This is a genomic window from Thalassotalea sp. ND16A, from assembly GCF_000764205.1.
GTDB lineage: Bacteria > Pseudomonadota > Gammaproteobacteria > Enterobacterales > Alteromonadaceae > Thalassotalea_A.
Genome location: NZ_JQDZ01000030.1, coordinates 38,548 through 60,757, shown reverse-complemented (window position 1 = coordinate 60,757; position 22,210 = coordinate 38,548). Strand labels below are relative to the sequence as shown.

General features: G+C 42.5%; 21 protein-coding genes and 1 tRNA gene. 12 read left to right on the top strand and 10 right to left on the bottom strand.

Annotation, left to right across the window (positions count from 1 at the left end):
• Positions 1 to 1,149: an HlyD family secretion protein gene (locus ND16A_RS14080; protein WP_033076614.1), complete on the top strand. Its 1,149-nt coding sequence runs from the start codon at positions 1 to 3 to the stop codon at positions 1,147 to 1,149.
• A gap of 170 nt (positions 1,150 to 1,319) precedes the next feature.
• On the opposite strand, the gene ND16A_RS14085 is transcribed toward ND16A_RS14080, so the two are convergent.
• The 5 genes from ND16A_RS14085 to thrS all read right to left on the bottom strand — a co-directional run bounded on the left by ND16A_RS14085 (position 1,320) and on the right by thrS (position 5,984).
• A complete protein-coding gene (locus ND16A_RS14085; protein ID WP_033076613.1) occupies positions 1,320 to 2,429 on the bottom strand; it encodes a phosphoribosylaminoimidazolesuccinocarboxamide synthase in 1,110 nt (369 codons plus the stop codon).
• A 321-nt stretch (positions 2,430 to 2,750) separates the two neighbouring features.
• Positions 2,751 to 3,104: a 50S ribosomal protein L20 gene (gene rplT / locus ND16A_RS14090; protein WP_033076612.1), complete on the bottom strand. Its 354-nt coding sequence runs from the start codon at positions 3,102 to 3,104 to the stop codon at positions 2,751 to 2,753.
• Positions 3,105 to 3,124: 20 nt separating this feature from the next.
• On the bottom strand, positions 3,125 to 3,322 hold the full coding sequence (rpmI, locus tag ND16A_RS14095) for a 50S ribosomal protein L35 (protein WP_033076611.1): 198 nt from the start codon (positions 3,320 to 3,322) through the stop codon (positions 3,125 to 3,127).
• 167 nt (positions 3,323 to 3,489) lie between these two features.
• Positions 3,490 to 4,047, bottom strand: a complete 558-nt coding sequence (gene infC / locus ND16A_RS14100) for a translation initiation factor IF-3 (RefSeq protein ID WP_081945485.1) — start codon at positions 4,045 to 4,047, stop codon at positions 3,490 to 3,492.
• Between the two features lie 26 nt (positions 4,048 to 4,073).
• Positions 4,074 to 5,984: a threonine--tRNA ligase gene (gene thrS, locus ND16A_RS14105; RefSeq protein ID WP_033076610.1), complete on the bottom strand. Its 1,911-nt coding sequence runs from the start codon at positions 5,982 to 5,984 to the stop codon at positions 4,074 to 4,076.
• A 212-nt stretch (positions 5,985 to 6,196) separates the two neighbouring features.
• Here thrS and ND16A_RS14110 point away from each other — a divergent pair, with 212 nt between their 5' ends.
• From ND16A_RS14110 to ND16A_RS14120, 3 genes are all read left to right on the top strand, one after another.
• Complete coding sequence (locus tag ND16A_RS14110) at positions 6,197 to 6,817, top strand: hypothetical protein (RefSeq protein WP_033076609.1); 621 nt, start codon at positions 6,197 to 6,199, stop codon at positions 6,815 to 6,817.
• 123 nt (positions 6,818 to 6,940) lie between these two features.
• Complete coding sequence (locus tag ND16A_RS14115; RefSeq protein WP_033076608.1) at positions 6,941 to 7,816, top strand: fructosamine kinase family protein; 876 nt, start codon at positions 6,941 to 6,943, stop codon at positions 7,814 to 7,816.
• A gap of 197 nt (positions 7,817 to 8,013) precedes the next feature.
• On the top strand, positions 8,014 to 8,220 hold the full coding sequence (locus ND16A_RS14120) for a CPXCG motif-containing cysteine-rich protein (RefSeq protein WP_033076607.1): 207 nt from the start codon (positions 8,014 to 8,016) through the stop codon (positions 8,218 to 8,220).
• 31 nt (positions 8,221 to 8,251) lie between these two features.
• Here ND16A_RS14120 and ND16A_RS14125 read toward each other — a convergent pair whose 3' ends face one another.
• Positions 8,252 to 8,893 (bottom strand): riboflavin synthase, encoded by a 642-nt coding sequence (locus ND16A_RS14125; RefSeq protein WP_033076606.1) that lies wholly within the window; start codon positions 8,891 to 8,893, stop codon positions 8,252 to 8,254.
• 63 nt (positions 8,894 to 8,956) lie between these two features.
• Here ND16A_RS14125 and ND16A_RS14130 point away from each other — a divergent pair, with 63 nt between their 5' ends.
• Together ND16A_RS14130 and ND16A_RS14135 are read left to right on the top strand one after the other, a co-directional pair.
• On the top strand, positions 8,957 to 10,345 hold the full coding sequence (locus tag ND16A_RS14130; protein ID WP_033076656.1) for an MATE family efflux transporter: 1,389 nt from the start codon (positions 8,957 to 8,959) through the stop codon (positions 10,343 to 10,345).
• Between the two features lie 177 nt (positions 10,346 to 10,522).
• Positions 10,523 to 10,599, top strand: a tRNA-Val gene (locus ND16A_RS14135).
• A gap of 105 nt (positions 10,600 to 10,704) precedes the next feature.
• Here ND16A_RS14135 and ND16A_RS14140 read toward each other — a convergent pair.
• Positions 10,705 to 11,274 carry a carboxymuconolactone decarboxylase family protein gene (locus ND16A_RS14140; protein ID WP_033076605.1) on the bottom strand — a complete coding sequence of 190 codons (570 nt, stop codon included), beginning with the start codon at positions 11,272 to 11,274 and terminating at the stop codon, positions 10,705 to 10,707.
• Positions 11,275 to 11,707: 433 nt separating this feature from the next.
• On the opposite strand from ND16A_RS14140, the gene ND16A_RS20110 reads away from it, so the two are divergent.
• From ND16A_RS20110 to ND16A_RS14150, 3 genes are all read left to right on the top strand, one after another.
• Entirely contained in the window at positions 11,708 to 12,556 is an 849-nt protein-coding gene (locus tag ND16A_RS20110) for an SCO family protein (protein WP_081945484.1), read from the top strand.
• Between the two features lie 8 nt (positions 12,557 to 12,564).
• Entirely contained in the window at positions 12,565 to 14,181 is a 1,617-nt protein-coding gene (locus tag ND16A_RS14145; RefSeq protein WP_152593805.1) for a c-type cytochrome, read from the top strand.
• Positions 14,182 to 14,512: 331 nt separating this feature from the next.
• Positions 14,513 to 14,986: a Pycsar system effector family protein gene (locus tag ND16A_RS14150; RefSeq protein WP_033076603.1), complete on the top strand. Its 474-nt coding sequence runs from the start codon at positions 14,513 to 14,515 to the stop codon at positions 14,984 to 14,986.
• On the opposite strand, the gene ND16A_RS14155 is transcribed toward ND16A_RS14150, so the two are convergent.
• A complete protein-coding gene (locus ND16A_RS14155) occupies positions 14,978 to 15,385 on the bottom strand; it encodes a DUF1810 domain-containing protein (RefSeq protein WP_033076654.1) in 408 nt (135 codons plus the stop codon). The genes ND16A_RS14150 and ND16A_RS14155 overlap by 9 nt on opposite strands.
• 506 nt (positions 15,386 to 15,891) lie before the next feature.
• Between ND16A_RS14155 and sthA the strand changes: the two genes are divergently transcribed.
• Together sthA and ND16A_RS14165 are read left to right on the top strand one after the other, a co-directional pair.
• Positions 15,892 to 17,322, top strand: a complete 1,431-nt coding sequence (sthA, locus tag ND16A_RS14160) for a Si-specific NAD(P)(+) transhydrogenase (protein WP_033076602.1) — start codon at positions 15,892 to 15,894, stop codon at positions 17,320 to 17,322.
• A 180-nt stretch (positions 17,323 to 17,502) separates the two neighbouring features.
• Positions 17,503 to 17,808 (top strand): hypothetical protein, encoded by a 306-nt coding sequence (locus ND16A_RS14165; RefSeq protein ID WP_033076601.1) that lies wholly within the window; start codon positions 17,503 to 17,505, stop codon positions 17,806 to 17,808.
• Here the strand turns inward: ND16A_RS14165 and ND16A_RS14170 are convergent.
• On the bottom strand, positions 17,795 to 17,983 hold the full coding sequence (locus ND16A_RS14170; protein ID WP_033076600.1) for a hypothetical protein: 189 nt from the start codon (positions 17,981 to 17,983) through the stop codon (positions 17,795 to 17,797). The genes ND16A_RS14165 and ND16A_RS14170 overlap by 14 nt on opposite strands.
• Before the next feature lie 83 nt (positions 17,984 to 18,066).
• On the opposite strand from ND16A_RS14170, the gene ND16A_RS14175 reads away from it, so the two are divergent.
• Positions 18,067 to 19,362 (top strand): GntP family permease, encoded by a 1,296-nt coding sequence (locus ND16A_RS14175; RefSeq protein WP_033076599.1) that lies wholly within the window; start codon positions 18,067 to 18,069, stop codon positions 19,360 to 19,362.
• 4 nt (positions 19,363 to 19,366) lie between these two features.
• Here ND16A_RS14175 and ND16A_RS0118850 read toward each other — a convergent pair whose 3' ends face one another.
• Complete coding sequence (locus tag ND16A_RS0118850) at positions 19,367 to 22,060, bottom strand: reprolysin-like metallopeptidase (RefSeq protein WP_052072888.1); 2,694 nt, start codon at positions 22,058 to 22,060, stop codon at positions 19,367 to 19,369.
• Between the last annotated feature and the right edge of the window lie 150 nt (positions 22,061 to 22,210).

The window sequence follows — 22,210 nt, the reverse complement described above, 5'->3', positions numbered from 1 at the left end:
ATGGACTTAATCATCATTCTTACTTACACCGCAATTTGTATTGCCATATTTAAAATATTTAAGATCCCGTTAAATAAATGGTCCGTGCCCACGGCTATTTTAGGCGGGGTTGTCATTCTTTCGGCGATATTGCTGCTGATGAATTACAACCACCCTTATGCAAAGTACGCCAAGGAAGTCTTTGTCAATATTCCTATTGTCCCTGAAGTCACCGGAACCGTTGCTACTGTCGATGTAATGCCAAATCAACTGGTAAAAAAAGGGACGATACTGTTTACTTTGGAAAATCAACAACAGCAAATCACCCTGGACCAGGCGGAAGCGGCATTAGTGGAAGCAAAAAATGCGGTGCTGCAAAAAGACGAGTCTTTACTTGCCGCCATTGCCAACGTACAAAAGGCGACAGCCGAACGAAACCGAACCAAAGCAAGTTATGACCGAGTGATAGAAGGTCATGAAAAAGCAGGTATAAATTCACCTTTTACCCAACAAGAAATCGACAATAAACGTAATTTCTATGAAGCCGCAAAAGCCACACTCTCTAGCGCGCAATCGGAAGAGCGTCGCCTGCGCTTAGATACCGAATCAAAAATTGCCGGTGAAAACACCGTTGTCGCGCAACTCATGGCAGAGCGGGACAAAGCACGATTAGATTTTGAAAGAACCTTTATCCGCGCCCCTGTCGATGGCGTACCAATGCAAATAGCGATTCGACCCGGAGTACGTGCTTCCTCATTACCATTAAGACCGGTAATGAGCTTTATTCCCAATGAGAAGCGCAGAATTGCCGGTTTATTCTTTCAAAACTCATTAAGACGGTTAGAGAAAGGATTGGCTGCAGAAGTCATTTTCGATGCGGTGCCTGGTAAAGTGTTTACCGGTAAAGTTGTTGATGTGCTGCCGGCTATGGCCGAAGGTCAAATACAAGCAAATGGTTTACTCATCCCTGCGTCGATGATCGGCCAGCACGGCTTCGCCATTGCGGTAATAGAACTGGATGAAGATTTATCCGATTACAACCTGCCACTTGGTGTTCAGGGGCAAGCGGCGGTCATTAATCACAAGCATGATATTTTGCACGTTTCTCTGGTGCGCAGAATATTGCTGAGAATGATGGCCTGGTTGAAGTACGTTTATCCAATCAAATAATATTGGTTGGCGGGAATTCATTCTCGCATTAGGCGAACGCCACTTTAGGTTACCTGCGGTAATTACGCGAGGTTAAAAACCCCGCCAACCGGCCAATTTATTGGCCCTATAGTTTTAAAACGGCAAAAAAAAGAGAGCTTTTGGGCTCTCTTTCTATAGAATTTGATTTATCAAATTGTATTAATTAAATCGTATTCGTTGCGTAACACTTCGATGATTTCTGCTTTTGGATCATCCGAGATAACGATTTTGTTACCGGTAATTTTTTCCGCAATGCCGGTATACGTATCCGAAACTGCCATCAGTACAGATTCAGGTAAAGCGTTATCTCGAGCTAACGCTTCACGTTCTTCCATACGGTCTTTATTCAATAGGATGTCTGAATCAGGGAAGTGATTTAATAACAGCTGACGGAAGCCCTCTTTCGAGTTCTCCACTACTTTACCATTTCGATACTGCTCACCATCCCAAATGCGTGATGAATCCGGCGTGCCCACTTCGTCCATGTAGATTAGCTTGTCGTTACCTTTGGCATCAGTCACGTAACCAAATTCAAATTTGGTATCGACAAAAATTTGATCGAGCTTGGCTAGTTCGTCAGAGATCACGTCATAGCCTTCTTTTAACAGTTTTTCGTAAAGGGCGATATCGTCTTCAGATTTAAAATTAAACGCTGCAAAGTTATCTTCAATGTTCTTACGCGTGATGTTTACATCGTCTTGCGCCGGTACACCAGAAATGCCTTCTAAAATACCTTTGGTTGACGGTGTTTGCAGTAATTCAGCAAGCTTAGTGTCTTTTTCTAACCCTTCTGGTAATTGAATACCACAAAATTCACGCTCACCTTTGACGTATGACCGCCACATTGAACCGGTGATGTATTGACGACAAATCGCTTCAATCATTACCGGTTTGGCTTTTTGTACTATCCATACGAATGGGTGTGGGATATCAAGAATATGACTGTCGGCCAAACCATTGTCTTTGAATAGTTTGAACCAGTGATTTGAAATGGCATTCAATGCGGCACCTTTACCAGGAACACCTTTCATGCCACCTTCGCCATGCCAGATGCAGTCAAACGCCGAGATACGGTCAGAGATCACCATAATAGCCAGAGGCGTATCGCTTGCTACGTTGTAGCCTTTCTCTTGGATCAGGCGACGAGAATCTTCTGCGGTTAACCAGTAAACGCTGCGCACTTTGCCGCTGTGTACCGGTGCATCAGTTTTAATAGGAAGATCGTTATTTACTGCCAAAACTTGATTAGCAATTGTCATGTTTGTTTCCCAAAATGTTTTATCAGTTGAAAGCCTATTGTTGGCTTAGTGTTTCAAAAAAGTAAAATAGGAACGAGGAACGAGGAACTATAGATCCGCGTATCGCACCTGATAATCGAGTTTAGGATGAAGATTTTTTGAATTATCGAGCAAGATTGGTTTGTTCAACCCCTCGTTCCTCGTTCCTCGTTCCTGATCCTCATTATTATTAAAAATGCTCGGAGGTAGAATTCATACCAAGACCTTTTGATAATAATAGGGCTAATGTTAAGAAGTAGAAAAGGACGCCGAAGCGTCCTTTTCAAAAGTCTTTTACAACAATTATAAAGAAGCTTTCGCTTTCTCTACAAGAACTGTGAAAGCTGCTTTATCGTATACTGCGATGTCAGCTAGGATCTTACGGTCGATTTCAATCGAAGCTATTTTCAAGCCATTGATGAAACGGCTGTAAGATAAACCATTTTGACGAGCTGCCGCGTTAATACGAGCAATCCAAAGTTGACGGAATTGACGTTTACGTTGACGACGGTCGCGGTAAGCGTATTGGCCTGCTTTGGTTACAGCCTGGAAAGCAACGCGATATACGCGACTACGAGCACCGTAGTAACCTTTCGCTTGCTTTAAAACTTTTTTATGACGTGCGCGTGCTACAACACCGCGTTTTACTCTAGCCATTGTCTATATCTCCTAGTTAATTAAGCGTAAGGCAACATTGATACAACTGATTTAATATCAGAAGCAGCAACCATTGATTTAGCACGTAAGTGACGCTTAACCTTAGTACGTCTCTTCGTTAAGATGTGACGTAGACCGGCTTGTTTACATTTAAAACCACCAGAAGCGGTTTTTTTAAAGCGCTTTGCAGCACCTTTATTGGTTTTCATTTTAGGCATGGAATAACTCCGCATTGTTAATGCCTGAATTTAAGCAACTTGGGGCGGATATCTTAAAAAGAATCGCTTGTTGAGCCTCAGTTACCGGTTAAAAAAGATAATCATGGTGAATTAAACCCAGGCAATCATAAATGTTTGCTCAGGCTTAATTACTTTCAGACCAAAAATTATCTCTTGATTGGGGCAAGCACCATCACCATTTGACGTCCTTCCACTCTACGAGGGAAAGACTCACAGGTAGCCAGGTCTTCTAAGTCCGTTTTAACTCGGTTTAAAAGATCAAGTCCTAACTCTTGATGGGCCATTTCACGACCGCGGAAACGTAATGTAACCTTAGTCTTATCGCCACCTTCTAGAAAGCGTCTCAGGTTGCGTAGTTTGACCTGATAATCGCCTTCATCAGTGCCAGGACGGAATTTTATTTCCTTAACCTGGATCTGTTTTTGCTTCTTACGTTGTTCTTTTAGCTCTTTCGATTTCTCGTATAAGAACTTGCCGTAATCCATTACGCGACATACAGGTGGTTTGGCGGTAGGACTGATTTCTACTAAATCAACACCCGCTTTTTCCGCAGCATCTAACGCTTCATTCAATGAAACAATACCTAATGCTTCGCCTTCCAAACCAACTAAACGAATTTCTTCATGAGTGATTAATTCGTTTAATTTGTGTTGCGGTTCTTTTTGACCGCCTCTTTGACCACCTTTAATAGCCTGTTCCTCCAAAAGAACTTAGGGTATATACCCAATAATTACGCCCGTGTTTTTACTTCTTCGCTAAGCTTAGCGATAAAGTCATCCACCGACAGTTTTCCTAAATCTTCACCTGAACGTGTGCGGATAGCAATTTCACCTGCTTCCATTTCTTTATCACCGGCAACCAGTAAATAAGGAACACGTTTTAAAGTATGCTCGCGGATTTTAAAGCCTATCTTCTCATTACGCAAGTCCGCTTTTGCTCTAAATCCATTTTCTTTCAGTTTTTTTACCACTTGAGTACAATATTCGCCTTGTTTATCGGTAATATTCATCACTGTGACTTGATTTGGCGATAACCAGGTTGGAAATTTTCCGGTGTACTCTTCAATCAAGATACCGATGAAACGCTCCAACGAACCTAAAATCGCTCTGTGGATCATCACCGGAGTATAACGCTCGTTATCTTCGCCTACATAAGTTGCACCTAAACGCGTCGGCAAAGCAAAGTCTAGTTGCACTGTGCCACATTGCCAGGCGCGACCTAAACAATCCATTAAGGTGAATTCAATTTTAGGGCCATAAAACGCCCCTTCACCCGGAAGGTATTCAAATTCAATGTTGGCATCGGTTAATGCTTTGGCCAAACCGGCTTCGGCTTTATCCCAAATGTCATCACTGCCAATACGGTTTTCAGGACGGGTTGATAATTTAACCACGATGTCTTCAAAACCAAACGAACCATATACGTCGTAAACCATGTCGATACATTTGGTCACTTCCGCTTGTACTTGCTCTTCCGTACAGAAGATATGGGCATCATCTTGAGTAAAGCCACGTACACGCATTAAACCATGTAATGAACCCGATGGCTCGTTACGGTGACAACAGCCAAATTCGGCAATACGCAGCGGTAAATCACGGTACGATTTTAACCCCTGGTTAAATATTTGCACGTGCCCTGGACAGTTCATCGGTTTAATTGCGTATTCACGCTTTTCCGACTCGGTGGTAAACATGCCATCGGCATATTTTTCCCAGTGACCAGACTTTTCCCAAAGGCTGCGGTCCATCATCATTGGTGCTTTGACTTCGTCGTAGTCGTATTCGTGTAATTTTTCACGAACAAACTTTTCTAACTCGGTATAAATAGTCCAACCGTCATTGTGCCAAAACACCATGCCCGGCGCTTCTTCTTGCCAGTGGAATAAATCTAAAGTTTTACCAATTTTACGGTGATCGCGTTTTTCCGCTTCGGCAAGACGTTGGATATAAGCTTTTAATTGTTTCTTATCTGCCCAGGCAGTGCCGTAAATGCGTTGCAACATTTTGTTGTCTGAATCACCACGCCAGTAGGCACCGGCCACAGACATCAGCTTAAAGTGATGACAGTGACGCATGCTTGGCACGTGTGGGCCACGACACATGTCAACGTATTCTTGATGATGGTATAACGCAGGAGTGTCAGTTTTCTCGATGTTTTGCTCAAGAATTTCTAATTTGTAAGACTCACCACGCTCGGTAAACGCGTCATAAGCATCTTGCCAAGTGCCCGTTTTCTTAACCACTTCATAGCCAGTACGCGCAAGTTCGGTCATGCGCTTTGAAAGCTTGGCTAAATCGTCATCATTTAATTTGTGTTCTAAATCGATGTCGTAATAAAAACCATTATCAATGGTTGGGCCAATCGCCATTTTGGTATCTGGGTATAATTGTTTAATCGCATGCCCTAATAAATGCGCACAAGAGTGACGAATGATCTCTAAGCCTTCGGCATCTTTACTGGTAATTAATTGCAGCTTGGCGTCGGTTGTGATTAATTCACAAGCATCGACAAGTTGGCCATCGATACGACCGGCGATGGTGGCTTTTGCCAAACCAGGGCCTATGTCTAAGGCGACATCCATTACAGAAACATCATTTTCGAAGCTACGCTGACTGCCGTCAGGAAGAGTGATAACTGGCATTATTATGTCCTTAACAGTGGTGACACACACGTAATGTCACTTGTATTTATTGTAATAACCTGAATTCAGGTTAAGGTAAAAAACTAAAAAACACCCTAAAGGTGTTGAATGTATGTAAGAATAGTTTTGATTCATTCTTTGCATGAAAGCGTGCAATATAGGTGATATGGCGCAGATTTGCAATCATTTGAACAGGATAAGAGGTCGATAAAGTGCAAAGTTTATTTCACAGCATAATTTTTAAATTAATCCTCAGCTTAGCCTTAGTTTCGGTGAGTCATGCAAGTATCGCCAAATGGCAGATATACCATCAACAACAGCAGCTTTCTATTCGTTACCAAAGCAATAAAGAAACCGGCTTGTATGAAGTCAAAGCCAGAGTAGTGATTAGTGCCAGTATTGAGGACTTTTATCAATTATTAACGAATGAAAACTTAGCCCCGACCTGGCTAGACAAAGTGAGCTCTACCGAACCATTGATGATTCTTGCCGATCATAGTGTTGTGGTGATGACTAAATTTGATGGTTTTGCCTTTGTCTCGGCCCGAGAAATGTTAACTCGAACCAGCATAGAGACCAAGACAGCAACGTCATTAGCATTGTTTGTCACTGACTATAACGATTACCTGCCACTAAATGACGGTTATGTACGGGTAAAAGATGTGAACGTTCGCTGGCAAGCAACGCTAATGGCCAATAACCAATTGCAGGTGAGTTACCATGGCAGCTTTGATCCCGCAGGAAGCTTGCCGAAATGGCTCAGTAATCGCTATTCGTTGTCATCCATAAAAGCCACGATGCATAATTTGCAAAAACTCAGGCCGGTAAAATAACGAATCTAAATTCGGATTGTTGACAATAAAACCGTTCATAAGCTAAATCCTTATCTATACTTTAAGCGACGTATACTGCTACTTCATTAGCGCCGACAGTGAATAATAGCGAAAGGGTAAATTATGTGGAAAGCAATTGCCGATGACATTTCTATTGCGCAGAATAAACGCTTTGTGATTGAACAAACTGAGCAGCTTAGCGGCGGCGATATTAATGATTGCTACTCAGTTTCCGATGGGCAGACAACCTATTTTGTCAAAATCAATGAAAAGCAACGGTTAAACAACTTTCAAAGCGAAGCGAACTCGCTCGAACACTTAGCGGTTTGTAACCATTTCATCGTCCCTAAAGTGGTAACTGTTGGTAACACCATAAGCCACAGTTATTTGGTGCTGGAATATTTAGATATGCATACCAGTAAACCACAAATAACGGATCAACAATGGCACAGTTTTGGTGTTGCTTTAGCCAATTTACATAACGATAACCAACAGGCAGAGTTTGGCTGGGGTGACGATAATTATATCGGCTTAACGGTGCAAACCAATAAATGGCAGCACAATTGGAGCGTATTTTTTGCCGAACAACGCCTGGGTTATCAATTACAACTGTTGCGAGAAAATGACATGTTTGATGGCAGCATCTCTGCTATTACCGATAAATGTCAGCAACTGCTTTGTCACCATCACCCGACTCCATCCTTGGTGCATGGCGATTTATGGCAAGGCAATGTGGCTTTTGTCAATAACTTGCCCTGCATTTATGATCCGGCATGCTATTACGCGGACCGCGAAGTGGATATTGCGATGAGCGAGTTGTTCGGTCGTTTTCCTGCAAACTTTTATCAAGGATATCAACAGACCTTGCCGTTAGCCAAAGGCTATGAACAACGTAAAAAGATATACAATGGTTACCACATTTTAAATCATGCCAACTTGTTTGCCGGCATTTATGTTGACCAGGCGCAAAGCTTTATTCACGATTTGCAAAACCTATAATACCAAATTGATTAAATTGGTATATCCAACCTTGCTGCAAGCCCTTCTATGAGTAGTATAGTTTTCAATAAAAGCAAGCCTAAAACACCGTAAAAAACCAATAAAAATGCAATAATTGGCAAGCAAGTTCATTTAAAAAGTCCATACTAAAAGAACTGATTTCCATAATACTATTAATAGCGATTACGGAGGCAATTATGCCCCAAGAAGTTAGCCGAAAAATCATCGAATGCCCACATTGTGGCCATCACCTGCATGTCATGTTAGACATCAGCCAGGGCGATCAAGATTATTATGAATCTTGCCCTTCATGTTGTAATGACATCCATATGAATATGCACATAGACAACTACCACCAAAAAGTTCAGTTAATGGTAGATGCTGACGATGAACAGGTGTTTTAATTCTCTGAGTGATAAAACATATACAAGGATATTAACCCACACGTTCCGCCATAATGCGTTCGATTGAATCTACTGTGGTTATGGTTTGCTGATCGATTTCAATATTGACCAAATCGTCTACATCTAGTTTGCTCAAGTTTGTCCTTGCTAATGTTTCGGGGATCAAATGCACTTCAAAATGCGTTAACTCATTCTCGGTAACCACCTTTGCCCCCAACGTTAAACTGCAACCATTAAGCGTAATAAAGCCTTTCGCAAAAATATACTTTGCCCACTGGCTATCCAAACTAAATTCCAATCGGCAATTATCCACATTCTCGTCTCGTTGTACTAACCTTGCTCTGGTGTGAATATGGCCTGACACGATATGACCGCCAATTTCGTCACCAGCCTTTAACGATCGTTCAATATTCACCGTGCTGCCCTCTGCCAGTGAATCCAGATTGGTCACTCGTAATGTTTCATCAATCACATCAAAGCCAATAACGGCAGTTTCCTCATCAACTTCGGCAAAATTTACTGCCGTTAAACACACGCCATTGTTAGCAACACTGGCACCAATTTCAAGGTTATCAATAAGCGCAATTGGCAGTTGCATTTCGAAGTGTTTAAAATTATTCCCGGCTTTTATTGATTTAACTTGTGCAGTAGATTGCACTATTCCTGTAAACATATATCATCTCTGATCTAAACTTCATTTTCATCGTTAAGTATTTATTATCCAATTTTTATGGCCATGACTCTAGATAAATTTTTCACTGACACCAAAGACTTGTTAAAACTGGCATACCCTATTTTAATCGCCCAGTTAATCCAAAATTTAATGAGTTTTGCCGACACGGTAATGGCAGGTCGTGTGAGCGCTACCGACATGGCAGCCGTTGCGGTTGCCAGCAGTATTTGGTTACCTATCATATTAACCATTTATGGGGTGATCATGGCACTCAGTGCCATTGTGTCGCAATTTGCCGGTTCAAAAAAGTTTACCAACATTGGCCATTCAACGATACAAACCGGCTGGATAGCATTAATCCTTTCGATATTAGTGATCATTGCCTATTACTTATTCATCCCGGTAATTGAAACTAGCGTAACCTTAGAGCCGGAACTCAAACGGTTAATGTTTGATTACCTGGGCTATATCGTTTGGGGTGGCCCAGGGTTTTGTTTGTACGTGGTATTGCGCAATTTTGCCGAGGGCTTAAGCTATACCAAACCGACCATGATAATCTCTATCATCGGCTTGCTCATTAACATCCCTGCCAACTACATATTTATCTATGGCGAATTTGGTGCACCACAGTTAGGCGGCGCGGGTTGTGGTATAGCAACAGCAATAGTATATTGGGCCATGTTTATCGGCATGTTAATTTATGTTTATACCTCGAAAAAACTTTCCCACATCAATTTATTTAAAAGCCTTAGCTGGCCTGATTTTGGTGAAATCAGCAACGTGCTTAAGTTGGGTGTTCCCATCGCCTTATCATTGTTATTTGAAGTATCGTTGTTTTCCGTTGTGGCCATAATCCTTGCCCCGTTTGGCGCCGAAATTGTCGCCAGCCACCAAGTGGCCATTAACTTTTCTGGTCTGGTATTTATGGTGCCGTTATCTATCGCCATGGCGGTTACCATAAAAGTAGGTTTTGCCGTGGGCGAAAATAAACTGCAACAAGCCAAAGACATGTGTACCAACTCAATGATACTGGGCTTTATTATCGCCCTATTCACGGCCTCCGGCACCATCATCTTTAGAGAACAAATCGCGTTAATTTATACCAATGATGTCGGGGTAGTGTCGCTTGCCGCCAAATTAATGTTTTTAGCAGCGCTGTTTCAGTTCTCCGATTTCATTCAGGTGATCTCTGCCGGCGCGTTGCGTGGCTATAAAGATACCAAAGCCATTTTATACATCACCTTTGTCTCCTATTGGCTGGTTGGCTTATCGGTTGGCTTGATTTTAGGGGTCACCGATTGGGTGGTACCACAAACGGGTCCTTACGGTTTCTGGATTGGGTTTATTTTTGGCTTAACCACAGCGGCAATATTATTAGCGTGGCGCTTAAAAGTGATTCAAAAACGGGCAGAATTGGGAATACTCCCCAAGGGTACGGTTATTATACCGTAGTCGTTATCTAGGCGTTATCTGTCTGAAAAGTGTGTAATTGTATAAGTTTTATCCATTCAAACCAAAAAAACAATTAATGTGTTGAAAAGCACTTGCAACAGCTAAAACAACTGGCTAACATAGCGCCGTTGTCTTGCAAAACATCCGTTATGGTAAACAACGCCGCAAAAAAGATACGCTCGCTTAGCTCAGTTGGTTAGAGTACTTGCATGACATGCAAGGTGTCGCTGGTTCGAGTCCAGCAGCGAGCACCATCTTCTTTCGCTCCCCATCATTTTAATACCCGAAATTTCAAAGACTCACTCTGATCAAAGTATTCAATGCCTGAGCTGTGCTTATCATAATCGCAGGCGGTTAATTTAGGTAATTTTATACGTTGCAAAAACGTCATCGACCTCGGTATTAAAAAGATGGTTGCTATAGTTGCTCAGCACTTTTACCGATACCGCCAGAATAATCGCCAGTAGATGGAGCTCGGTATACCCTGCCTGTAAAAAGGTTCTTACACTTGCGGCGTCTGGTCGGCCTCGACTATCGTTAACTTCAACAGCCATGGCATATAGCGCTGCCAATTTAGTATCGTTAATGACATCTCCGCCGCGTATGGCAGTTAAAACATCTTCAGCTACCCCCGAGTAATTGGCTGCCAATGTACTATGTGCTGCCATACAATAGTGACAATTATTGGCTTTGCTGATAGCCAGAAATACCACTTCTTGCTCGGCTGGAGTTAAATCACTGCTCTCACGAAATAAACCGTAACCATGTAAATAAGTGTCAAGCAAGGCTGGCAGGTTAACCATATTGCTATACATGTTAGGGATAAAACCGACCTGTTTTTTTGCCTGATTCAAAATCAAAGCTTGTGCCTCGGACGCCGATTCTAGTGGCACAGCTGATAAATTGTTCAATAAATAATGTGATGTCATGGGTTTTCTCCAAGAATAAAGGATGTTTGAAAGTATTGACTGATATTATGAAACAATCAAAACATTGAGCCGAGATTATTAGTCAGCGCAACAGGGTAAACAGTGGCCATGCTGTATGGTGCATCGTTTTTCAAAATATTGACTTAACCCACCAACTTATACAAAAATATGCTCCGGTTATTTTTCTTCCTGCTTGACCCGCTATAAATTGCACAATACCTATCCAACCTCTCATACCGCTCTAAGATTCTCCAAGGGAGATAATATCTACCCACGATTGCGTAACTTGCCCATTGTTGAACATGACCTGGATAGTCTAAAAATAGTTATAGAGGAGTTAGTAACACAGATTATTGTAACCATACGAAAGAAATAATATTAATGAGGATTAGCGAAATGTCGATGAGCACAGTAATTCAATGGGCACAAGGCGATGAATGATACGATGAAAATTATTATCAGTGGGTTGAGTGCAGCAATGTTCTTCCTGCAATTCGTAGCGCTTACTACGAGCGCCCAAGATAGCAATAGCTACGTCCAGTGCCCGGCAATCACGGTGTTGTATCCATCAGGGAATGGCATCCAATGCGGTTATCTGCTGGCGGGTGAGGAAATGGTAACTATGGTCGACGATGCAAGGAAGCAGCAGTACATATTTAGTTACGCCGAACTCCCGCAAGGGGACCCCGGTGAGCCAGAGTCTAGCCTAATCACCGCAACATCAGAGCGTCAGCAAAAAAATAAACAGCATGACGAACATGCGGCCCATCGGGCGGCGTTGAGCAAAACCAGTATTTCCGTTTCAACTAGTCGATATTCAATTCCCGATGTCGATCTAATTAATAGTCTGGGGGCGAAGATTAAGCTATCCAGCCTTCTTAATATCTCTCACCCCATTGCGCTAAATTTCATTTTTACCACTTGTACAACAATATGTCCGGTGATGACGGCTACTTTTGCACAGATGCAGATGCAGTTAGGCGAACGGGCATCAAAATTACAATTGATTTCTATTTCTATTGATCCGGAGTACGATCGTCCCGATGTCCTGCGAAAATATTCACAGCTTTTCGGTGCCTACCCTAACTGGACTTTCCTGACCGGCAGCGGCGGCGATATTGAAAAAGTTGTGCGTGGATTCGATGCCTATTTTGGATCGAAAATGAACCACCAACCACTAACATTACTGAAGAGCCCAGACAGCCCTTCATGGATCAGAGTTGAAGGTTTAGCAGGGGCAGCAGATTTGGCAAATATAGTCACTAACCGGCTATTAAATTGAGACGAAAAATGGATCGATTTATTCTCAGTAATTTTCTGCAGATTATGATCATTCGCTGCGTTGCTCTGATTGGCTTGTTCTGTTCCTCTGTTGATGCCGCCAATCAGTTAACCCCAAGTGCTGGACAAATTTTATATCGTCAAGGGATCCTTTCCTCGGGAAATCAAATGACCGCCATTGTGGCTGGTGATATTGCGATTCTTGGTAAACAATTCAATTGTCAGAGCTGTCATGGCCGAAGTGGCATGGGAGCAGCGGAAGGAAAATATGTGGTTCCGTCAATTGCTGGGAAATTATTATTTTCAGGCTCTCACAAACGTCCTGCCTATGACCGCAAAACCCTCGCTAGAGTGTTGCGTGAAGGCATCGATTCATCCGGTCGATTGCTAGATCCATTAATGCCTCGTTTTGTTCTACCGGATAATGATATCGAAGAACTCGCCGTTTATCTGGAGGGATTGTCTGCAGAGCCGATGCCCGGACTGGACGATAAAGTTATTCGATTAGCCACTGTCATTTCAGAAGATATCGATATTGAACAGCGCAAAGCGGTTGTTGATGTACTAAGTACCTATGTTAAAGTGATAAATCGTCAGACCCGTTTGGAAAGTCAGCGTCCCAATCGCGGTACCAAACCAGAGGTAAAATTGCCGAGTCTGTACCGTGAGTGGATCCTCGATATTTGGACACTTAAGGGAGATAGGCAAAGTTGGCCAGCACAGCTTAGAAATTATTATCAAACTCAACCGGTGTTTGCGCTGATGAGTGGCTTGACCTCCGGCTCATGGGCACCAGTAGGTCGTTTTTGCGAAAATAATAAAATTCCCTGTCTGTTTCCCAGTACAGATCTGCCGGATGCAGAACAAAATGACTTCTACACGTTTCATTTTTCTAAGGGAATAAAACTGGAAGCAGAGTTAATTTCCGAGCATATATCATCGCAATTTGTGCCAAAAGTCAGGCAAGAGGGCTCAAAAACCATACAGTTTTATTGTGATGCCATAGGGGCACGTGCCTCCGAATTTTTAACTTCAGCACTTGCACAACAGAAGCTCAAAACAGAAAATATCTCTTTTGATTGTCAAGAGCCGATGCCGGTTTCGAAATTGATCGCGCAGTTAAAAAAATCACCACTGAGCGATATTATTTTATGGTTGGCTCGGGAAAAACTGAATGAGATCACACAACTTTTGCCAGCAAGAAATATTTATCTTTCTTCGACCTTATTACAGCGTAATCTGCTCGGGGATTTTCCGCTTGCGAAAGATTCTTTGTTGGTAGCCCATCCCTACAAGCTGCCAGGAAAAATTGACTCTGCTATGAGACGGTTTAAAGTTTGGGCCAAGCTGCACGGCATCAAAATCCGCTATCCCAAATTACAGGCAGAAGCATTTTTCGCCAGCTTTGCGACCAGCGATGCACTTAATCATGTTCGTCGTTATCGGTTGAGAGACTATTTACTAGAGATGCTTGATCATTCTCCCGGGGTGGCTGTTTATCTTCCTCACTATCCGAGACCGAGTTTAGGTCCTGGTCAGCGCTTCCTCACCAAAGGCGGCTACTTGCTGTCACTAATAAACGGTGAGCCGGATATTATAAATGCTCAATGGATTTTACCGTTCTAATATTCATTTAGCAGCGCCAAAATTTCGGGCCCGTCGCCATGGCCAAGAACAAGGCTATCAGATTGAAAATATTGACCGCTTAGGTCAGCAAGTCAAACTGAAGTGTTAGTCCGATCTTGCAAAGTATATTGAAAATTTCAATTCTTCCAGCACATTAAAGTTATGACTAGAAATTATTCTTTCCTACCAAATTGATTGGTATTAGGGTTTTGCAAAAAATTGCACTTATACTAAAACCAAGTCGAATAAAATGAGGATGCTAAATATTGTTATTTTTTGCACCGCACGTACTCCATCCCCTTAGCATTAAGGGTAAAAGTTTAGGTGGCAAATGAATCAGATTGATTTGTTGGAAAAAGAACTGATTAGACTGCTGTTTTGGATCAGGGCGGCCGACTCCAGAGTATCATTGATATTGCCAATTGCAACCGCCATGTTGGCCGTGTTAGCCGCGATGACGAGTAAAATAACTGAGATGAATGGTTTTGGTTATGCGGTGACGATTATCGCGACCATAGCTCTAATAATCAGCATAGTGTTAATTGCCGTTGCATCTTTTCCCAGGGTAAAAGCCTCCACCGGTTCGGTGATATTTTTTGTCGGTATAACCGAACTAACGTTCAGCGAATATAAGCAGAAAATTAACCATTTAACCGAAGAGCAATACCTCGAAGACTTGTTCAACCAGTGTTATATCAATGCTCAGATAGTCAACACCAAATTTTTTTGGGTCAAACAATCATTATCCTTTTTATTTCTGTCCGCGCCATTTTGGCTGCTCTCAATTTATTTATTATTACGCTAGAAAGCGTTCGGTTTCATGGCAATACTCGCCATGATTAAAGGTATCTAACGCCTGTTTAAAAATATCTTCCTGACTGACCAAGTAGAACAGGGTCATAGACGAGATAAATTTAAGATCATCAGGGTGGCCCATAATATCGTGCAATGATTTATCCTGGTGATTGAGTACTTTCTCGGTAGCCGCCTTTAACCGTAATCTTAATTTCGGGTTCTTATAGTAATCTTCTGCTTGTTTTGCCGACTCGATGGCATAGTGTTCCGCATTTATTGAGTGCCCTAGCCCGGCGATTTGTGGAAAAACGTACCAAATCCAGTGACTTTGTTTTTTGCCCGCAGACAATTCACAACAGACTCGTTGCCAGCATTTGTCCTGGGCTCTAATAAATTTTAATAACGGCATCGTTATCCTTTTTTTTGCAAACAAACAGTAAATCGTATGGCCAAATTTCATCGGGATATTTAATCCAAAATAAGTATAGTCAAAGTCGACAAAATGCCTACCTTGATTTGCTCATTTCTCTCAAAAAAAACAGGGTTCTTACTTTATACCAATCCGTATAATGATCTGCTCATTGAGCAACTCATATAAACAACACATGAGTTCCCCTTCGGGAATGTATATAAAGCTTGATAACTTCCTGAAATTTCAAAAAGATATGAATAACTATCTATTCAAAATTTCAGTTGTTCTAAAGCTTTCTATATCATTCTCAATTGATCACATCATTACACGAACTGGTATTAGCTCAGAACAATCAAGGTTCTGTCACCAAACTTTTGATTAGATAATTGTTTTCACTCAAACTTTCTGAATAAATATGTCTTTTTACTTTATTAAAACTGTGCTTGTTATTGTATAATCCTTTTAATTATTTTTATTCGCCCCAGGGGTTAAAGGCAATCACATTGGCTAAACAAAAAAAGAGTGCAGATAACAGCAAAGCTACATACGATTTTGACGCGATAATCATCGGCACAGGTCCTGGTGGTGAAGGTGCGGCAATGAAGCTGTCAAAACAAGACCAAACGGTTGCCGTTATTGAACGCTACGCACAAGTTGGCGGTGGCTGTACGCATTGGGGGACCATTCCTTCAAAAGCGTTACGTCAATCGGTCAGGCAGCTGATCCAATACAACTCAAACCCGCTGTTTACCAATAACGATAAGCCCAAACATCTTACTTTTCCTGATATTTTAAGCCACGCATCTTCGGTAATCGATAAACAAGTGCGTTTACGTTCAGGCTTTTATGATCGAAATCGAATTACTAATTTTCATGGACAAGCAGAATTTGTTGATGCCCATCGGGTCAAGGTGACATTAGCAGACGGTTCGACTGAGATCATCAGTGCGAAAAATATCATCATTGCCACTGGCTCGCGCCCATATCACCCTGATGAGGTCGATTTTAATCATCCTCGAGTTTACGACTCTGACAGTATTCTTTCGTTAAAGCACGATCCTCGACACATTATTATTTATGGTGCCGGTGTTATTGGCAGTGAATACGCTTCTATCTTTAGAGGACTGGGCGTTAAGGTAGACTTAATCAACACCCGCGATCGGTTATTATCCTTCCTCGATGACGAAATGTCTGATTCATTAAGTTATCACCTATGGAATAATGGCGTTGTCATCCGCCATGGCGAACAAATGGAAAAAGTGGAAACCACCGATAATTCCATTATTGTCCATTTAGAGTCGGGTAAAAAAATGAAAGCCGACTGTTTACTGTTTGCTAATGGTCGCACCGGTAATACTGCTGAATTGAACTTAGCCGCCGCAGGTTTAACTGCCGATGGCCGAGGACAAATAAAAGTCAATGGCGCCTACCAAACCGAAGTGGACAGTATTTATGCCGTCGGTGATGTGATTGGCTACCCAAGTTTAGCCAGCGCCGCCTACGATCAAGGTCGAATCGCCGCCACCGCGATTACCAACAATGACAGTGCCGGTAAACTCATTGCCGATATACCTACCGGCATTTATACCATTCCGGAAATCAGTTCAGTTGGCAAAACAGAATCAGAGCTTACCGAAGCGAAAATTCCGTATGAAGTAGGACGCGCGCAATTTAAACATTTAGCGCGGGCGCAAATTGCCAACTCTTTAGTCGGCTCTTTGAAAATACTGTTCCATCGTGAAACCAAAGAAATTTTGGGTATCCATTGTTTTGGTGAAAATGCTGCCGAAATTATCCACATTGGCCAAGCGATCATGCAACAAAAAAATGGCGGCAACACCATAGACTATTTCATTGAAACCACGTTTAACTACCCGACTATGGCAGAAGCCTTCCGAGTTGCGGCATTAAATGGGATCAACCGTTTGTTCTAATGCTTGTCCGTTAACTTTATCACCTGAGGGAGCTTAACCGTTCGTGTAAGCTCCCTAAAATATCCCTATCTAATTGTATGATCTAACACTGCCTTAACTATTTACTTGAATGTCATAGACATCTTTAAAAAAACCTGTAATGTAGATTAAAGGATAAAATAAAAAAGCTTGAGGATTATTATGGATAGAATCAATGAAGTGAAAGAGCAAGTTGTAGAACTTTACAATCAGTACCTTAAAGAGATGAATTATACCCACCGAACGCTTGATATTAACGATATCGACTCTATCGAAAAAGAATTTAAAAGTATTTATGTTGCCGATACTATCGCAACCAGAAACCGAACATCCTTCCCGCGCACATTAACGCAAAAATTACGTAAAGCTTTCGCCGATTTACTGCTTCTTATGGAAGGTAAAGATCTCAAAGCCGAGAAACTTTTAGCCGCTGAGCAAGAAGGCAAAAAAACGGTTAATTTTGATTAGAGAGGCTTTTCTCAGCTAATTGCATTAACTCATGCAAGGCCAAGTTTTCTTGTCGATATTGCTCAATATCTATGATCACACATTTGGCTTTGTCTTTTTGCATTACCGTCATTAGCTCATCTAATGACAAATTTCTGCTATGTTCTTTTAAATAAATTACCGTTCCAGTTTTCATCTTAACTCCCTTAAGTCAGACTGTGTAGAAATTTATTATAGGCCAAGTATTTAATTTGTCACATTTTAATAAGAATAAAAACAATGGACCTATTAATTTTAATCCTTACCCTTGCCTTACTTATCTGGCTAACCATGCGTGGTGCCAACCTAATCGTAGTTGCCCCGTTTTGTGCGCTTATCCTTGCCTTTTTTAGCGGTTTTGATATTGGCACCGTAGAGCAACACGGGTTTACCCATACCTATATGAAAGGCTTTACCGGGTTTTTCGCCTCCTGGTTTTTGGTTTTTTTATTGGGCAGTATCTTCGGCAAGCTGATGGAAGACTGTGGCGCGGCCGAAAAAATATCGCATTACATCATGACCCATGTTGGTAGTGAACGTGCCGCCCTTGCTGTCGTTTTGGCATGTGCGGTGCTGACCTATGGTGGCGTTAGTGTATTTGTCGTCGCTTTTACCGCTTATCCTATTGCTTTGAGTTTGTTTAGAGAAGCAAATTTACCAAGACGCTTCATTCCGGCCTGTTTAGCCTTTGGCTCGGCAACGTTTACCATGACCAGCGCCGGTTCACCTGAAATTCAAAACTGGATCCCCATCAAATATTTGCACACTTCCCCCTGGGCGGGTTGGCAAGTAAGTATTCCAATCGCGATATTTATGGCACTCGTCGGTTACGTTTGGTTAAAACGTATGATGAATACCGCATTAATCAATGGTGAACATTTTGTTGACCGGGACGGTGACCCACATCCAGATGACCGTCATTTGCCGTATTTGCTCACATCGGTACTGCCCCTGGTTTCAATCGTGTTAATCAGTTTTTTAGCGCATGAAGCATTCCATCAAAATGCTCTGGTATTAGCCTTGCTTATCGGCTGTATATTAACTTACTTATTAAATCTCAAGCACTTTAACAATACCGCTAAAGCGTTGCATGAAGGGGCTTATTCCGCCTTAATCGCCACTGGCAACACTTGTGCGGTTGTCGGCTTTGGCGCCGTTGCCAAAGCGACTCCCGGCTTTGACGTGGCGATGACAGCCGTTATGTCTTTACCGGGTGATGGCCTGGTTAGCGCTTCAGTGGCGATAATAGTCATCGCCGGGATCACCGGCTCAGCTTCTGGCGGCCAGTCAATTGCGCTACCTGAGCTTGCGCCCCATTATTTAAACGCCGGCGTAGATGCCGGGGAGTTACATCGCGTAGTCGCCATTAGCTCAGGAGCTTTAGATTCTCTGCCGCACAACGGCTATATTGTGACAACGGTTAGAGCGATTTGCGGTGAGAGCCATGCGAGCGCGTATGGTCCTATCTTTGCGTTAACCGTCATACTGCCATTAGTAGCAACCATTTTAGCCGTAAGCTTATTTGCAATGTTTTAGGTTGTTAATACCTCTTCCCATGCATCAAAGTCAAATAATTGCTCATCTTTCGATGGCCGATGAACAGCATTAAGAACAGGTTTAGCCAAAGCAAAGTTCCTCCTCCCGACTTTGGCTTTGGCGCTATGGTTACAGTAACCTGCGCAGTAGAGAAGCCCCCTGAACCATCGGCTGTTTGATAACTCAAAACGTCCGTACCGCTATACTCACCTGGCGCGGTATAACTTATCTGGTTATTGACAATTTCTACACTGCCCAGACCTTCATAGCTGTAGGACACGATAGATAATGGCTCATTTTCAATGTCAGTGTCGTTGGCCAACACATTAAGGGTATTGGCACTACTTTGATACTTAACCCTAAAGGCATCATCGACGGCAATTGGCGCATCATTAACGGAGAGTACGTTGATGATAAAGCCAAATTCATCGCTGGCATCTTCTCGATCATGCACTGTCACCAGCACCGGTAATTCACCAAAAAAGTCTTCCTCGGGAATCACGGTATTATCAACAAGGGTGTAGTTACTGCCCGGGGCAATGGTTAAGGTAAATTCATCGGGATAGCGATTATCACTGTCGGTCACAACGATATGGCTCAACAGTATTTCTATATCCATGTCTTCATGGATAACCAGAGTTGTTTGTCCGGTGATTTGTGGAATGACATTCGGCGCATTGCTATTAAATACCTCCAGATCGGTGGTTGATACGCTAAAAAACACATTGTCTGCACAAGCTATTTTAATACGGCCACTGTCGGTATTAACCTGTGGCGTATTAATCGTGTGCTCGCCATCATTTGCTGTATTTTCCGCTAAGTTATAATCAAAACTCTGGCCACCGTTGGCGGAAAATTCAATATCGACAAATTGACAATTCACCCCGTTAACGTCATTGCTATTAGCAACATCCCATTGAACTAAACTACTCGTTTGCTCAGGCCAGTAGTCATCATTAACCGGTGTGGTGATCATAAATGTATCGGCAGAGGCGATGACATTCACCACCACATGATCAATACCAACGCCCCCCTGGTTATCGCGTGCAGTGACTTTAAAATTTAACTCGCGCGTCGTCGTTGCATAGCTCTCACCAATCACCAGTTGTCCCGAGAGTACACTGCTCAGTTGTGGAAAGGTTCGAGTAGGATCAGTGTTCGGTTTAAAGGAACGAAACAATGGCCTGCTACCATCATCTACCATGGAATCAGGAGAAAACGATGCGCTGCCTAAATCCAACTGCTCCCAGGTGTGATCAATGGGGTCATTATCAGCATCTGAGGTTTGTGCGGTTAAGGTAAATGCGGTATTGGCCGGAATACTATAATCATTGCCGCCATCAACAACAGGGGCTTGATTCTCTGAACTAAACACAGCGCCACAACTGTTACCACCAGGAGAATTAAGCAAAAAATCCCGCATTTCTAGTATTGAATTCACATGAAAATAATCATCCGAACTTGTTTGTAAATTTGTCGGCGCGCAAATGCCGGTATACGCCATAATGGTTGAGCCACTGCCCGGCTCATAGGCCGAAGCTGCCCAGCGATTACCAGAGCATGCCGCGCTAAGTGAATTAAAACTGTGATCGGCGCCCAGTTGATGGCCTAATTCATGGGCGACAAAATCGATATAAAAACTGTCATTGGTTGGCGCCGCACTGCCGGTTACCCCTACCGCTTTCCATGGGCCACCATAATTTACCCCCGCATCAATAAAGTCATCGTTATCACAAACTACGCCAACCCCGGCCAAACCGCCGGCGCCAGTGGTTAGCACATGGCCAATGTCATAATTTGCGTTACCAATATATTGTTCTGCCACTGCTGGGTTATCAAATACCCCATTGTCGGTATTATCAAATGGATCTTGGGAATAATCATAACTGCCGTCAGGATTTTGTGGCGCTAAAAAAATCACCGCATCAGAGTTTTCGGCCAGAATAAATTCAACCGCCAAATCTCGACTAAAGACATCATTCATCCGGTTTACTAACGTTGCGATAGCCGCTAATACTTTTGCTTTACTATTGCCATGAAACACGCTGTATTCTGCCGACGTGGAAAAGGCGATACGATAACGTTTGTTTATTGATGGCAACCCTGTACTTTTACCCACCAATGCACTTAACTCTGCTGGTAATTGTTTAACCCGGCGTTGCTTGGTAGAGTCAGCAATTACGTCAGTTAATGGCAACGCATCTTTTTTGTAATAACTCACATAGTGCTCATTACTGGCATTTTGCAGCGGATCAATATAAACAGTTTCACCGTTATACTTAAACGCAGCATGAAAACCATGTTCAGTAATATCAAAACGACCACGATTATTGTTGTTGCCATCTTGTTCGCCAGTAAAGGTCCTTATTGAAGGATACTTAGCCGCGAGTCCATCCGGAAGAACACTATTTTGCTGTAAGTTGAAAATCACCGATTGGCCATTGGGTAATGGCATCTCAAGCTGCAACTTAGCAAAATTCATTTGCTTGGCTAAAGCCTGATGACTCGCAGCTAATAACCGGGATTTTTTGGCTTTAAGATTTACCGCAGGATCTGTTACTGTGCTGTTATTTTGAATTTGAACTGCAGTGGAGCTTATGTCTGCCCATCGCACAGGCGGAGTATGTTCTGCAAGAACTTGGCTGGCAATTAAGCTTAAAGCAAACAATGTAGATTTAACCGGCAATAACGACGTCATAACTATAATTTATCTAAACAACTGTTCTTAATATTTAAGAGTGTTATTTTAAAAATGGCAAATTAATCGCCGCTACTACGGGAAAAAAATGAATACTTTCCCGTGTTCAGGCTTAATTTGAAGTTAATTTGCAGCTTCGGCATAGCTAAG